Consider the following 15,302-nt stretch of genomic DNA (forward strand, 5'->3'; position numbering starts at 1 on the left):
GCGGCAGCATTACCTACACCGCCACGGTCAACAATGCCCCTGAAACCGACCTGGTGCTGACCCTGTCCAACGGCGCCAGCATCACCATTGCAGCCGGTCAAACCGAAGGCTCCGTCACCGTCGCAGCGCCGACCGATGATGTATTTGTTGACGCAGAAACACTGACCGTAAGTATAGATAATGCTCAAGGTGGTAATTTTGAAAACCTGGATACAAGTGACACAGCTTCCACACTGGTAAATGACACTACCGACACAGTTTTTGCCCAGATCAGCGTAGACAAATCCAGTGTCACTGAAGGTGGTGAAATCACTTATACAGTGACTTTGGTCGATGCCAACGGTAACCCGGTAACCCTTCCTAGTGGAGCTTCGGTTAGCGTTGCGCTTGATTGGAGTGGTACGGCAACTGCAGCAGATGTTGATAACTTACCTCCAAGCGTAACCATTAGCGGAGATAGCCAGCAAAGCTTTACAGTTAATACCATCAACGATGGTATTTATGAAAATAGTGAAAATCTAAGCGTCACTATTAGTGGTGTCACTGACGTTGATAATAGCCTTGAACAACTGGAGATAGGCAGCAACAACAGCGCCGACACCACCATTCTTGATGCCCAGGATGCGCCTGTGGTGAGAAGTGTTACCGGTGACACCGTGATCGAAGGCAATGCCAACACCTTCACCGTCAGCCTCAGCAACCCCAGTGCCACCGACACCGAGGTCACCCTGAGCCTCAGTAACGGCAGCGCCATTGTGGGCACCGATACCGGCCTCACCTATATGGTGAGTTTCGATGGCGGCACCACCTACACTGCCGTGACCGGCAACACGGTCACCGTGCCACCCGGCGCCACCAGTTTCCTGGTGCAGGTAGACACCATTGATGACACAATCTTTGAAGGCGATGAAGACTACTCCCTGAACGCTACCGCCAATGGCGCAGGCGACAGCGGCACCGCCCAGATCACCGACAATGACAGCGCCCCGACCGTCAGCAGCATTACCGGTGACACCGTGGTCGAAGGCAATGCCAACACCTTCGACGTCAACCTGAGCAACACCGCCAGCAGCGCCACAACCCTGACGCTGACACTGGCCGGCAATAGCGCCACCAAAGGGGTGGACTTCAGCGATACCGAAGTCACCGTCACCATCAACGGGACACCTCAGACTGTCAGCGTGAATGCGGACGGCACCTTCGAAGTGACAGTGCCGGCCAACACCGACAGTTTCACCGTGCAGGTCAATACCACTGATGACACCATCTTTGAGACCACCGAAGACTACACGCTGAGCGGCACCGGCGCGAATGGCACTGTGACGGGCACCGCCCAGATCACCGACAATGACAGCGCCCCGACCGTCAGCAGTGTTACCGGTGACACCGTGGTCGAAGGCAATGCCAACACCTTCACCGTCAGCCTCAGCAACCCCAGTGCCACCGACACCGAGGTCACCCTGAGCCTCAGTAACGGCAGCGCCATTGTGGGCACCGATACCGGCCTCACCTATATGGTGAGTTTCGATGGCGGCACCACCTACACTGCCGTGACCGGCAACACGGTCACCGTGCCACCCGGCGCCACCAGTTTCCTGGTGCAGGTCGACACCATTAATGACACCATCTTTGAAGGCGATGAAGACTACTCCCTGAACGCTACCGCCAATGGCACAGGCGACAGCGGCACAGGCACCATCACCGACAATGACATTCTCGGAGGAGACAGTATTAACCTATCTTTGCAAGATGCTGATACTGTTGAAGATAATCATGACACTGATAGTTCATTCCTTACATTCACAGCGAGTGGTGCGGCCGATATCATCGACTTCACGTTTGGTCCAACTTCGGGAATTACTGTCAGCGGTTTGGATGGGAATATTACCTGGATCGTCGATAGCAGCTCCGGAGACTTGGTAGGAAGCATTGACGGTACACCAATGATTGTTTTATCACTTAATGGTGGCGTTATTGGCTCAGGTCAAACAGGTAATGTCAGTGTCACTGCAACTTTGCTGGATAACTTACAACATGGGAGTGTTCCTGTTGATATCGATTCAATCAATATCACAGGCATTGTTATTAACGCTGTCGATTCGCTCAATAATAGTGCCAGCGGCACAGTTAACCTTACTGTAGCGGATGATGAAGTCGTTCTGATTGCTGGTCCTCTGAATGGTACCAATGCTCCTGACACTTATATCGGTACGCTTGATACCAGTGGGGTAGATCAAGCTTACACCTCCGATCTCAGCGGCAACGTAAACGGCTGGGATGCCGGTTCTCAAACCTACTTTGGTGCGTCTGATATCACGGCCGGAGGCAAAACAGTCTTCTTCTTTGTCGATCCAAACAACCCGGATCAACTGTTCGCTTATACAAGCGATGAAAGCCCTGCTACGGCCTATGATGCGTCTAACCCTGATCAGACGCTGATCTTTACTCTCAGCACAGATCCAAACAGCGACAGCTATCAACTGGATATACTGCAAAGCATAGATAAGTTGAAAGAGATCGATATTGGCGCGTTGGACGGAGGTCAGGGCGGCATCAGCAGTACCGTGTATGTCACTTATGACAACGCTACCGGTGCCTACAACATATACAACGATCCAAGCAAGGTGCCCTCTGATGCCGAAGTGGCTTTCACACTTTATGGCCGCGATGGCAACGGAGACTTGGCCGATGTCAATGGTACAGACAACGGCTTTGGAGTGGCTAACCCTTGGGTTTCCGGTGGTGAGACCCTTATCGTTGACTATACAGACACAGTAGCCAGTGCCAGCTTTAACTTCAACGTCGGTAGTAACGACCCTGTAATGGTGCACTACAAGGCCTATGATGCCAACGGTCAACTGCTGGGTGAAGGCGAAATCGGCCCCAACGAAGTTATCAGTGATTTGGGCGCTATCGCCTATATAGAGCTGAGTGCAGTAACGCCTGACGGTGCCAAGTTCCAATTGACCGGCACAACCGCTCAGGAAATTGTTAGCTCAACAGAGTCTCTGGATCTGGACTTTGGTGTAGTGGTCACCGACAGTGACGGCGACCAGGCCACTGGCAATCTGGATATTCACCTGGATGCACCAGGAGGCGCTCCAGTCGCTATTACCTCCTATGCGCTGGCCAGTCTGGATGAATTTGGTTTGCAGGATGACAACCTGGATACAGATCAACAATCGCTGCGCTTCAAGGCCGGTGACAGTGAACTTTCAGACTTCGGCTTCAACTATCAAAATGGTGATTTCAGCGGTATTACAATCGAAGGTATAAGAGAAAACTTCCCATTGAGCTGGCGCCTTGAGGGTGAGTATCTGATAGCTTCAATGCCGGGTAATGGCCCCAACAAAGATGTATTGAAGATCAGTCTGGATTGGTCTGCCATAGCGGCTGGCAGTGAAGGCAATATCATAGTCAACGCCGAGCTGATAGGGAATCTGCCTCATAGTATAGATGTCGACTCGCTGAAGATTTCAGGTATTGAGATTGTTGGTACAGATAACAACAACCAAACGGCTGTATCGACTCTGGATGTTAAAGTCGAGAAGTACACGGCTGCTGTGGATGATTACCAGGAAATCAATGAAGGTCAGCTGGCAAGCGGCAACATTTTTGACAATGACACAGGTGAATTCAACAATGGCCAAGATCTTGAGTTAGCGAGCTTTACCGTAGTCGGTGATAGTCAGGTCTACAGCGCCGGAGACGAGGTTTCGGTTGAAGGTGGCACTCTGGTTATCAACCTAAATGGTAGTTATACCTTTACTCCGGAAGCCAACTGGAACGGTACTGCGCCCGTTATCACCTATGTGACCAACAATGGTGATACTGCGACCCTGACTATCAAGGTCAACAGTGTCAACGACGCACCAACTATCGTTACCACTACCAATGCCGTTGTCTCTGAGGAAGGCCTGACCAATGGCCTGCCGGACTCAAACGGCAGCAGTGATACCACTGACAGTGCCACTGCAAATGGCACTATCCAACTTCAGGATGTGGATGGTGATGCACTGACTGTTAGCCTGACGCTACCAAGTGGTATCACCTCAGGTGGCCAGGCTGTTACCTGGCAGTGGGACGTTGCGACTCACACACTGACAGGCTCTGTAGGTAACCTTGCAGTAATGACTGTGGTACTGACACCGCCAGCGGGTAATGGCAGTGGTGATTGGGACTATCAGGTCAAGCTGTTGGGACCAATAGATCACCCAGATACCAGCATTGAAGATGTTAAAGATATAACCTTTGAGGTCAATGTTGATGACGGCAATGGCGGCACTGTCTCCGGCAGCTTCGTGGTCAGCGTTGAAGATGATGCGCCTTACATGCCGGATACCGCACCGGTAACGGCTACGGTAACCGATATTCCGGATACTCTCCTAGGCGTATTCGATTTGACTGGTGACTCTGATGATACAGGGCAACTGAACTTTGATGGTTTCACCATCACGGCCAGAGGTTTCACCTCATCTACCGACCACACTCTAACCTCTGCAAATATTAACAGCAGTAGTTCAGGTATAGGGGTTGCCAGTGTTGGCTCGCCATACCACAACATTGCCAACGAAGTAGATTTCCGTGAATTTGCCGATGGCACAGGAATTTCTGAAGAGATAATCATAGATCTGGCCCCCAACACCCTGGCGTTCGGCATGAAGATAGAGTTTGCCAACATCTTTAAAGGTGAACTTGAAAGCGGTGTGGCCGAGTTCTGGCGTGATGGCCAACTGATATCCAGCCAAACTTTCAGCTCGGATAAAAACAACGGTGACTATGCGGCTGACTTTAACGTGCAGGATGGCGGCTTTGATAGAGTTGTTATCAAGGCAACCGACAACGGTAAAGCTCCCAGCCATGGAGACAACAGTGACTTCACCATCAAATCCTTAGAGTTCATTGGCACAGGCGACGCCCCGGCAATCGCCTATGCCTCAGGTGAAGTGACGGCCCAATGGGGCGCTGATGGCCAAGGCAGCATGGCATTGGCCGGTGTGACCGACACATCCCTGGTGACCGCCGGCGGGGAAGCCGTTGAAGTGACCCTTTCAGGCAATACTTTGCTGGGTCAAACAGACTCGGGCGACTTGGTCTTTAAGCTGGAATTCACCCCTGGTACAGGCCACTGGGACTTCTATCAGTACCAGACCATGCAGGGCACCGAAGACGGCGACCTGGACTTTACGGTCACGGTAACCGATGCCGATGGTGACACTTACAGCGGCAATATCGCTGTGGTGCCTGTGGTCAACTATCAGGTCACTGAAGCGGGCCCAGGCGATCAAACGGTCAATTTGGGTAACGCCGAAGATATCGTTATCGGCGACCTGGATGGCACAGTCGTGGTTCCCGGGCAGGATTACAATATCGCCTTTATGGTCGATAGCTCGGGGAGTATTGGATATCGGGCTATGAAGGCGATGAAACTTCAGTTGGCTCAAGTATTTGAGACACTGAAAGCCAGCGCCGATGCTGAGCAAAGCGGTACGGTGAAAATCTTCTTGGTGGACTTTGATACTTATGCCAAGGGCAGCATCAGCGTAGATCTCAATGACCCCAATGCATTGAGCACTCTTCAGAGTGCCTTGAATAGTATGCGCAGCGGTGGCGGTACCAACTATGAGGATGTCTTCACCAACACAGCCAACTGGTTCGCCAATGGTGATGCTCAAAACAATAGTGGTGCCACCAACTTAGCCTTCTTCATTACTGATGGTAAGCCAACTTATTACAACAAAGATGATGGTTCTATCGGAGGCAATGGCCGTGATACCACGCAGACAACCATTGAGAATTCCGAAGCTGGTTTTGCTCTACTCTCTGGCCTGGGTGTCACGGTTGAAGCCATAGGAATGGGCTCCAATATCGATGAGGATGATCTGCGGTCTTACGATACAGATGGCAACGTCCAGACCAACATCGATGCCGATGAACTGGCCGAGGCTATTCTCGGCAACGAAATCACCGATATGCCAGGCTCAGATACCTTGGATGGCGGTGCGGGTAACGACATCATCTTCGGTGATGTGATTCGCTTTGATGGCATTCAAGGCCAGGGTTACAGCGCACTCAAAGCCTTTATTGCCGGCGAGTTGGGCCAAAGCGATGCAACCGATGCTGAAATTCACAATTTTATCAGCGAGCATCCTAACCTGTTTGATAAGTCAGGCGCCAACGACAAGGGTGATACCATCCGCGGCGGCGAGGGCAGCGATATCCTCTTTGGCCAAGGCGGTAATGATGAACTCTACGGCGACAATGGTAATGACATGCTGTTCGGTGGTAATGGCAACGACCTGCTGGTTGGCGGCAATGGTGATGATTGGCTCACTGGTGGTCAAGGCGTAGATACCTTCAGCTGGAAAGCAGGAGAAACCGGCACCGACCACATCACTGACTTTGAACTCAACAAAGATAAGCTGGATCTCAGTGAGCTACTGTTGGGTGAAGAGCACAACTCACTGGAGCAATATTTCGAATTCAGTGTTGCTGATGGCAATACCACCATCTCTATCGATGCGGATCTGGACGGTGAATTCGATCAGCATATAGTACTCGACGGTGTCGACCTGTTTGCGGAATACGGCAGTGATGAAAGCGACATTATCAATGGCCTGCTGGGAAGTAACGGCGATGGTCCTCTGCTTGTCGATACTCAATCGGCCAATCCAGGTGCTTCCTATGTCAGCCAGAGTAGCTCTTCTGGGCTGGATCAGCCAAAACCAGACGAAGTGTTTTAAAAGCTCTTTGATTTGAAGGCGGCCTATATTGCAATTCGCAATATAGGCCGCCATGGCTGATACTAGAATTAATCATATAAAACGAAAGGATAAGTCGTTCTGTGACCGCATCCGCTTCACCTAAACCTGAACAATGGACTATCTCGGCTTCCCAGCGAGTCACTGTGGACCCTCTGCTCGATAGCCTGGTTCTATTGACAGAATACTTCGGCAGCCCCTGTTCCAGCGAGTCTCTGGCGGCAGGCCTCCCCTTGTCTTCCGCCGTTTTATCACCGGAACTGGTGCCACAGGCTGCTGCCAGGGCCGGTCTGACGGCCAAGCTTTCCCGTAAAGGCTTGAATCAGGTTACTGCCATTCAGCTGCCTTGTATTTTGCTTTTGAAAGACAAGAAAGCCTGCATTCTTCGCGAACTGGATCTGGAACAACAATATGCGGTGATCCAACTGCCGGAAACCGGCGGCGAACAACGCCTATCTATAGAAGAGTTGGAAACCCTCTATGTAGGCTATCTGTTTCTGGTGAAACAACAGTACCGTGGCGATATGGGGTTTGATGTCTATCATCATGACCACAGTAAACACTGGCTGCTGCAAACCATTAAAGACTCGGCCCCCATCTATCGTGATGCACTGATTGCCTCAATCCTGGTGAACTTGTTTGCCCTGGTTTCACCGCTGTTTATCATGAACGTCTACGATAAAGTGGTGCCCAACCTGGCGTTCGAATCACTGTGGGTTCTGGCTATCGGAGCCGGTATTGCTTATCTGTTTGATTTGGTCATGAGGCAGCTGAGAAGTTACCTTATCGATGTTGCCGGTAAGAAAGTCGACATCATAGTCTCATCGCGACTGTTCTATAAGGCAATCGGCATTCCCCTCGAAAACCGCTCGGCCAGTGTCGGTGGCATGGCGCGTCAGCTGGGTGAGTTTGACAGCATCAGGGAGATCCTCACCTCGGCAACAATAACCACGCTGGTTGATCTACCCTTTGCATTATTGTTTGTATTGATTATCTATCTGGTCGCAGGCGATCTGGCGCTAATCCCCCTTGTCGCTAGCCTCATCATCATCGGCTATACCTTGATTGTCCAACCCAGGCTCAAGACAGCTATTGAGGAAAGCAATAAATTTGCCAGCCTCAAGCATGGCCACTTGATCGAAAGTCTCGCCTCTCTGGAATCCATTAAATCCTATGGGGCAGAAGGCCTGGTACAGAAAGCCTGGCAGCAGATGATAGGTCACACGGCCAATTGGCAGTTGAGATCGAAAAAGCTTTCCAACTCAGTGGCCAATGTCGCCAACTTTGTGGTGCAGCTGACCGTCGTCAGTGTCGTTATTCTAGGGGTTTACCGGGTTGCCGATAATGATATATCCATGGGTGGGATCATTGCTGCTGTGATGCTTGCCAGCAGGGCCGTTGCGCCTATGGCACAGCTGGCTAATTTAATGACCCGAGCCAACCAAACTGCCAGCGCACTGAGACAGCTGGATCAGATAATGACCCAGGAAGATGAATTTGAAAACAAAGGCCACCTGGTCAGCAAACAACGATTGATGGGCAAGATAGAAGCCGACGACCTCAGCTTCAGTTACCCAGGCTCGGAAAAACCTGTATTGCACCCCTTCGCCTTAAGGATCCGTCCCGGCGAGCGGATAGCCATTATCGGCCGTAACGGCAGCGGCAAGAGTACCCTGGCCAAGCTGCTGGTTGGACTATTTAAACCCAGCAACGGTAGCCTAAGGTACGATGGCATAGACAGCGCCCAGATCCACCCGAGCGATCTACGCCGTAACTTCGGCTATCTGCCACAGGATGTCACCCTGTTCCACGGTTCGGTTCGGGACAATATTCTCTTCGGCACCCGTCAGGTCACAGAACATCAGCTGATCCGAGCCGTACAGCTCTCAGGAGTCAACCTATTTACCGACTTGGAATCAGAAGGCCTGGATCAACAGGTAGGTGAAGGCGGCCATTCGCTGTCCAGAGGCCAGCGACAAACCGTGGCCTTGGCCAGAGCCATACTCAATGACCCGCCAGTGCTTTTGATGGATGAACCCACAGCCAGCCTGGATGCCAGAGCCGAGAAGCAATTCATGCGCTCTATGCATAATGTCAGCCGCGACAGAACCTTGTTGATCATCACCCATAAGATGCATCTGCTGAATCTGGTTGATCGCATCATAGTGATGGACAGAGGCCACATCATTGCCGATGGTCCCAAAGACAAGGTGCTCGAAAAGCTCAACCAAGGGCTAATGGCAGGAGGCAAGTAATATGAATAAGCACCTGACTTCTGATGACTTGGAAATGGTAGACGATGTCTACGGCGCCATGATGACAGATGCCCCCACCAGCCACAGATTGATTATCTGGTCGCTGGCAGCCATGATGCTCTGCTTCCTCACCTGGGCCTATTTTGCATCCCTCGACCGAGTTACCAAGGGCACGGGTAAAGTGATCCCCTCTTCCCAGGTTCAGGTCATCCAAAGTCTGGATGGCGGCATTTTGAAAGAGATGTACGTTCAGGAAGGCATGCTGGTCAAACAAGGTGAGCCCTTGGTACGCATAGACGATACCCGTTTTCGTTCCGATGCCGCCCAGCAAGAACAAGAGGTCTACAGCCTGCAGGCCAATGTTATTCGCCTTCAGGCTGAGCTGAACAGTATCTTTATCTCGGATATGACCAACGACTGGCGCGAACAGCTCAAAATAACCAAGATCCCACTGGTATTTCCTGCCGAACTGACAGAAAAAGAGCCTGAACTGGTCAGGCGCCAACAGGAAGAATACGCCGGACGCCTGGATAACCTCAGCAACCAGGTGGAGATCCAGGCAAGACAAATTCAACAGCGGCAACAGGAAACCGAAGAGTTAACCTCGAAAATCGGCACCTTGAGCACCAGTTACCGCTTGGTCAGCCGCGAACTGGAACTGACCAAACCTTTGGCACAAAAAGGCATAGTGCCCGAGGTGGAACTGTTGAAGCTGGAACGTACAGTTAACGACATTCAAGGCGAACTGGCGACGCTCAGGGTGATGCGCCCTAAGCTCAAAGCCAACATGGATGAGGCGATACTCAAGCGCCGGGAAGCGGTATTGGTTTACGCCGCCGATTCCCGCGCACAACTCAATGAAATGCAGGCCAAGCTGGCAAGAATGAATGAGGCCCAAGTGGGAACCAAGGATAAAGTCAGCAAAGCCGTTATCACTTCACCGGTCAACGGAACCATCAAAACCATAAATATCAATACATTGGGCGGCGTTGTTCAGCCAGGTATCGATATTATGGAGATCGTCCCTTCCGAAGACCAATTGCTGATCGAAACCCGAATTTTGCCAAAGGATATCGCCTTCCTGCATCCGGGGCTGCCCGCCATAGTTAAGGTGACCGCCTATGATTTTACCCGTTACGGCGGGTTGAAAGGCACTGTGGAACAGATAAGTGCAGACACCACTCAGGATGAAGAAGGCAACAGCTTTTATTTGGTAAAAGTGCGGACCGAAGAGTCCAGTTTAATTAAAGACGATGGCACTGAGATGCCCATTATTCCCGGGATGTTGACCTCTGTTGACGTAATTACCGGGAAAAGAACTGTCCTTGAGTACATACTTAATCCCATTCTAAGGGCCAAAGAAACAGCGTTAAGAGAACGCTAGGCTCATAGTCACAATAAACCTGGAGGGTTTAGCATGAACAAGAAAGTTACTCGGCTGGTGAAACCCAGTGCCTTGGCACTGGCGATTACCGGGCTGATGTTGCCCACGGCAGGGTTTAGTCAGACCCTGGAACAAGCCGTAGCGCAAACATTGGATACCAACCCGGAACTACGACTCGCCTTTAACCGTTTCAAAGCTCGTGAAGAGCAGGTAAACCAGGCCATAGCCGGCTACATGCCAACGGTAGATATTACCGGTGGTTATGGCTATGAATACACAGACAGTCCAGCTACCCGACGCCGTTTGGCCGGCACCACGGATGATGAAATTGAACTCAAACGGGGCGAATTCGGTGTCAGCATCAAGCAGATGCTGTTCGACGGCTTCTTTACCAGCAGTGAAGTCGACAGATACAGCTTCGAAGCCAGTGCCGATCAATGGGCGCTGTTTGCCGCTGCCGAAGATATGGCCCTGGATGTCGCCAAGGTCTATATCAACTATATACGTAGCGAGCAGGTGTTGACGCTGGCAGAGAAAAACCTCAAGAGCCACCAGGACATCTACGAACAGATCAAGCAACGTACTGACTCAGGTTTAGGCTCTACCGCGGATCTATCGCAAATCACAGGTCGTCTGGCTCGCGCCAATGCCAATGTGGTATCGGCACGCAATAACTTCCTAGATGCCAAGAGTCAGTTTTTCCGCATTACTCATCAGCAACCGGAAGACTTGATAGTACCGGTTCCGGATGCCGATATGTTGCCAGCGGACGTAGACTCCAGTATCAAGATGGCCCAGGAGCACCATCCCATTCTCAAGTCGGCCGCCAGTGATATCCGCGCCGCCGAGTATGAGAAATCTTCGGCTCAATCCAACTACTACCCTAAGATCACGCTGGAAGTAGAAGGTAACATGAACAACAACCTGGACGGTGAAGATGGCTTTAGCCGGATCGCCAGCCAAAATGTCGGTGGTCACAACAATGACATTCTTGCCATGGTCAGGGTTCGTTACAACCTGTTCGCCGGTGGCCGTGATTTAGCCCGTGAAAAAGAAGCCAGCTACAAGATAGGTGAAGCGAAGGAGATCCGTGAGCGCGCCTATCGTGAAGTGGTTGAAGGCGCCAACCTTGCCTGGAACGCATACGAGTTCCTGGGACCACAGAAGCAGTATATTCGCGATCATGTCATTGCCGCTAAAGACACTCAAGTCGCCTACTCACAGCAATTCAACCTGGGTCAGCGTACCCTGCTCGACTTGCTGGATACCGAGAATGAGCTGTTTGAAGCCAGGAAAGACTATCTGACCGCCGAGTATGACGAAGTGATTGCCAAATACCGCGTACTCAATGCCACAGGACAACTACTCGACTCGCTGAGAGTCACTCGCCCCGATGTATGGAAAGGGGAGCGTGAATATGAAGGAGGAGTTAAATAATGAAACTCTTTATCACACTGCTTAGCGTCGCCATACTGGCGGGTTGCTCAATGCGCGACACTGTATCCATGGATCAGCCAACAGCTCAGGTCAACGACCTCAATGATCATGACAGAGACGGTGTTATCGAGGCCCGTGAACGCTGCTCAGGTACTGTCGAAGGTGCCAACATTGATAACTATGGTTGTGGTAAGATCAAGCCTATCAATGAGCGTTCCGAGTTGAAGATACTCTTTGCCAACGATTCCTTCTACATAGATCCTCAGTATTATGATCAAATTGGTGTCATTGCTGACTTTATGAAGCAATATCCCAGCACCAAGGTGACCATCGAAGGGCACTGTAGCCGTACCGGTAGCTATGATCACAACCTGAAGCTATCGCAAAATCGGGCAAATGCCGTAACCAAAGTGCTGGAAGATCAATTCGGCATTACCGCCGATAGACTAACCGCAGTAGGTTACAGCTACGATAGACCTGTAGATCCAACAGACACTCAATTGGCCCACAAACGTAACCGCCGGGTTATCGCCGAGGTAACAGGCGAGGATACTATGGCCGATATGAAGTGGAACATCTACACTGTGGATCAAGAAGTGAAATAGGACCTTGATATCCCCATATGACAGGCAGGCTCAACCGGTATTCACTGCTCAGAAGGGTCTGCCATTACACAGTACTGGCATCGACTCTGGCCGTGTCATGCCTGTACGCCGCATCCACCCAACAGCTAGACGCCAACAGCATTACCAAAACGCTGGAATCACGTTATGGCGAGCGGGCTGGCCTCAGGGCCAGAGCCTGGTTCAAGATACTGGACGAGGCACAAGGGTTGGACGATATGGGAAAAATCACCAAGGTAAACAACTTCTTTAACCTGTTTCGCTTTGTAGATGATAGCAAACTCTGGGGGATGGCTAATTACTGGGCCACCCCTTTGGAGTTTATCGGAGTAAATGGCGGTGACTGTGAAGACTTCTCCATCGCCAAATACTTCACACTGCTGCAGTTGGGCATCCCTGAAGATAAGATGCGCATCACCATGGTTAAGGCAACCAGTGTTAATCAGTACCATATGGTGCTGGCCTATTATGAGACGCCCTCCTCTGTCCCTCTTATTTTGGACAACCTGGATCGCGAGCTCAAACCGGCAACACAGCGTGGAGATCTGATCCCCGTATACAGCTTTAACGGTAAACAATTGTGGCTAAACAAAGAGAAAGGACGCGGTGTATTAGCAGGATCATCCGCTCGCTTGGAAAAGTGGAATGACCTGAGACACAGATTAGGGGCTGATCGCTTGCGTCAGCCAAAATTAAAACTGGAGTAGCTACAGCAATGACACTGTTTCGACAGATATACTCGTTACTGTTTGGGCTGTTTCTCTTGGTTGTCGCCAGTGTGGGCTATGTGCAATTCAATGAGACCCAGAACTTTCTAACTGAGCAGATGGAGTCGGACCTCAATAATGTCAGCCATTCATTGGGATTGATGTTGGTTCCGTCACTGGAGGCCGGTGATCTCGCCACCGCAGAAACCATGGTTAATGTCATCTTCGAGGGAGGCTATTACCAACAGGTGAAGCTAACTTGGCTTGTTGATGGCAAACAGCAGGTCTGGAATAACAATATCCGCATCGAAGATGTGCCCCAATGGTTTATCAATCTGGGGATATTTACCCCTTTACGTAAAGAAAGCACCATTACTTCAGGTTGGCTACAGCTGGCCAAACTGGAAATTACCGCGCATCCTGGGTTTGGTTACCATGAACTGTGGCGCATTATGAGCCATACCCTAATAGCCTTTTCAATTCTATTTTTGGTCGCCATATTGTTTGCACGTCTGGGTCTGACATGGATCCTCAGCCCGCTGCACTCCATTGCCGAACACGCCAAAAGCATTGCCAAACGTGAATTCGGCCCGGATATGCCGCTGCCTAAAACCCTGGAACTCAGGGATGTAGTCAACGCTTTTAACAGCATGTCAGCCCAGCTGAAGAAAATTTTCAGTTCTCTGGATGAAGAAGTCACTGCACTCAGGAAAAAGAATCTGGTGGATCAGGTATCCAACCTGCCTAATCGTCAATATATGATGGGCCGCGTTGGCGGTTGGCTAGGTGAACCCGGCAGCGGCGCTCTGATGATGGTCAAGTTCGACTGGCTCGAAGAAGTCCACAGCAAGTATGGCTATCAGGTACGGGACGAAACCATCAAGCTGCTTTCAGAAAAACTGCAGCATGAGTTGGGCGAAATCTGTGAATCTGTCATTGCCCGTATCGCCGCCTATGAATTTGCTTTCTTGATCACCAATGTTGAACGTGAACAACTGAGTAAGTATCTACAAACCCTGATCCGTACAACCAACCAGGAAATGGTCAAGGCGGGTTGTAAGCCCAATGAAGATTACGCCATAGGTATTGCCGAACGTATCGGGCAGATGACCAGTTCCGAGCTGCTGGCGCGCTCGGATAACGCCCTGCAAATCGCCCTCAAGGAAGGCAAGGTTTATCACTGGTTGGAGACCAACGAACAGCAGTTGTTCAGTCGTGAGCAGTGGCGCGATAAGCTTACCGACGCAATTAACCGCAAACAATTCCGTTTCCGTTGGCAAGCTGTGCACTATCAAGGATCTAACAATATACTGCAGCGGGAACTTTTCTGTCAGTTGCAAATAGGTGACAAACTGGTGCATGCAGGCCAGTTCATGCCTTATGTCGAGCTATTGTCTCTGGGTAGCTTGCTCGACCGCTGCCTGATTGAAAAGATCAGTGAAGATGAGTTGTTGGAGAAGAATGCCGAAGCCATTGCGGTTAACCTCACCCATCACAGCATCAGCGATCCCAAGTTCCATGAATGGCTCAATCACTTCCTGCGTAACTGTCGCCATGCAAACCGTTTGGCCTTTGAATTACCGGAAGCCGCCATCTATACCGATATTGACGCCTGTCAGGCGCTGTGCACCATAATTCGCGACAATGGTGCCAGTATAGGAATAGACCACTTCGGCCGTCAGTTCGGCTCCATGTCTTATCTGCAAAGCCTGCGGCCGGCTTACGTCAAGCTGGACCAATCCTTTGCACAATATGATGAAAACCAGCACAACAGCGAACTGTGCCGCGCACTGGTGAACGTGGCCCGAGGGCTGGAAATCGATGTGATAGTGACAGGTATTCAAGAGAAAGGTCAGTTGGAGCGCTTTACGCCACTCAAGACTCAAGCATACCAAGGCTTTATTTCACCGCCGGTGAATGTTGAGTAACTGATATAGGGCTCCCTCCGGGGAGCCTTTGTTTTAGGCGAAGCCGTCGAGACAGGGAAGTCCCAAGACACTCGTGCCCCCTGAGGATGAAAACAGGAAGGCTTTGAATGCTAAAAAACAAAAAGCCCCTGATTTCTCAGGGGCTTAAATGTTTTGGTCGGTGATAGAGGATTCGAACCTCTGACCCTCTGCTCCCAAAGCAGATGC

At 51.0% G+C, this 15,302-nt stretch carries 7 protein-coding genes; all 7 read left to right on the forward strand.

Annotated elements, in window-relative coordinates; all coding sequences use genetic code 11:
• Positions 1-6,743 (forward strand): immunoglobulin-like domain-containing protein (locus tag CX651_RS18700; RefSeq protein ID WP_157822700.1); only part of this gene is annotated, 6,743 nt, incomplete at its 5' end.
• A gap of 101 nt (positions 6,744-6,844) precedes the next feature.
• Positions 6,845-9,016: a type I secretion system permease/ATPase gene (locus CX651_RS18705; RefSeq protein ID WP_101057529.1), complete on the forward strand. Its 2,172-nt coding sequence runs from the start codon at positions 6,845-6,847 to the stop codon at positions 9,014-9,016.
• A gap of 1 nt (position 9,017) precedes the next feature.
• Complete coding sequence (locus CX651_RS18710) at positions 9,018-10,400, forward strand: HlyD family type I secretion periplasmic adaptor subunit (protein ID WP_101057531.1); 1,383 nt, start codon at positions 9,018-9,020, stop codon at positions 10,398-10,400.
• 33 nt (positions 10,401-10,433) lie between these two features.
• Positions 10,434-11,837: a TolC family outer membrane protein gene (locus tag CX651_RS18715; RefSeq protein ID WP_039035382.1), complete on the forward strand. Its 1,404-nt coding sequence runs from the start codon at positions 10,434-10,436 to the stop codon at positions 11,835-11,837.
• Positions 11,837-12,442: an OmpA family protein gene (locus CX651_RS18720; protein ID WP_101057533.1), complete on the forward strand. Its 606-nt coding sequence runs from the start codon at positions 11,837-11,839 to the stop codon at positions 12,440-12,442. Before CX651_RS18715 ends, CX651_RS18720 begins: the two co-directional genes overlap by 1 nt.
• Before the next feature lie 17 nt (positions 12,443-12,459).
• A complete protein-coding gene (locus CX651_RS18725; RefSeq protein WP_101057535.1) occupies positions 12,460-13,167 on the forward strand; it encodes a transglutaminase-like cysteine peptidase in 708 nt (235 codons plus the stop codon).
• Between the two features lie 8 nt (positions 13,168-13,175).
• Positions 13,176-15,095 (forward strand): bifunctional diguanylate cyclase/phosphodiesterase, encoded by a 1,920-nt coding sequence (locus tag CX651_RS18730; RefSeq protein WP_101057537.1) that lies wholly within the window; start codon positions 13,176-13,178, stop codon positions 15,093-15,095.
• Positions 15,096-15,302: the final 207 nt, after the last annotated feature.

This window comes from Shewanella chilikensis (assembly GCF_002836945.1).
In the GTDB taxonomy this organism is placed as follows: domain Bacteria; phylum Pseudomonadota; class Gammaproteobacteria; order Enterobacterales; family Shewanellaceae; genus Shewanella; species Shewanella chilikensis.

What these genes read in the sequence shown, in the direction of transcription:
- CX651_RS18710 (WP_101057531.1), top strand. Translation starts at nt 9,018, where the DNA reads ATGAATAAGCACCTGACTTCTGATGACTTGGAAATGGTAGACGATGTC.
- CX651_RS18715 (WP_039035382.1), top strand. Translation starts at nt 10,434, where the DNA reads ATGAACAAGAAAGTTACTCGGCTGGTGAAACCCAGTGCCTTGGCACTG.
- CX651_RS18720 (WP_101057533.1), top strand. Translation starts at nt 11,837, where the DNA reads ATGAAACTCTTTATCACACTGCTTAGCGTCGCCATACTGGCGGGTTGC.
- CX651_RS18725 (WP_101057535.1), top strand. Translation starts at nt 12,460, where the DNA reads ATGACAGGCAGGCTCAACCGGTATTCACTGCTCAGAAGGGTCTGCCAT.
- CX651_RS18730 (WP_101057537.1), top strand. Translation starts at nt 13,176, where the DNA reads ATGACACTGTTTCGACAGATATACTCGTTACTGTTTGGGCTGTTTCTC.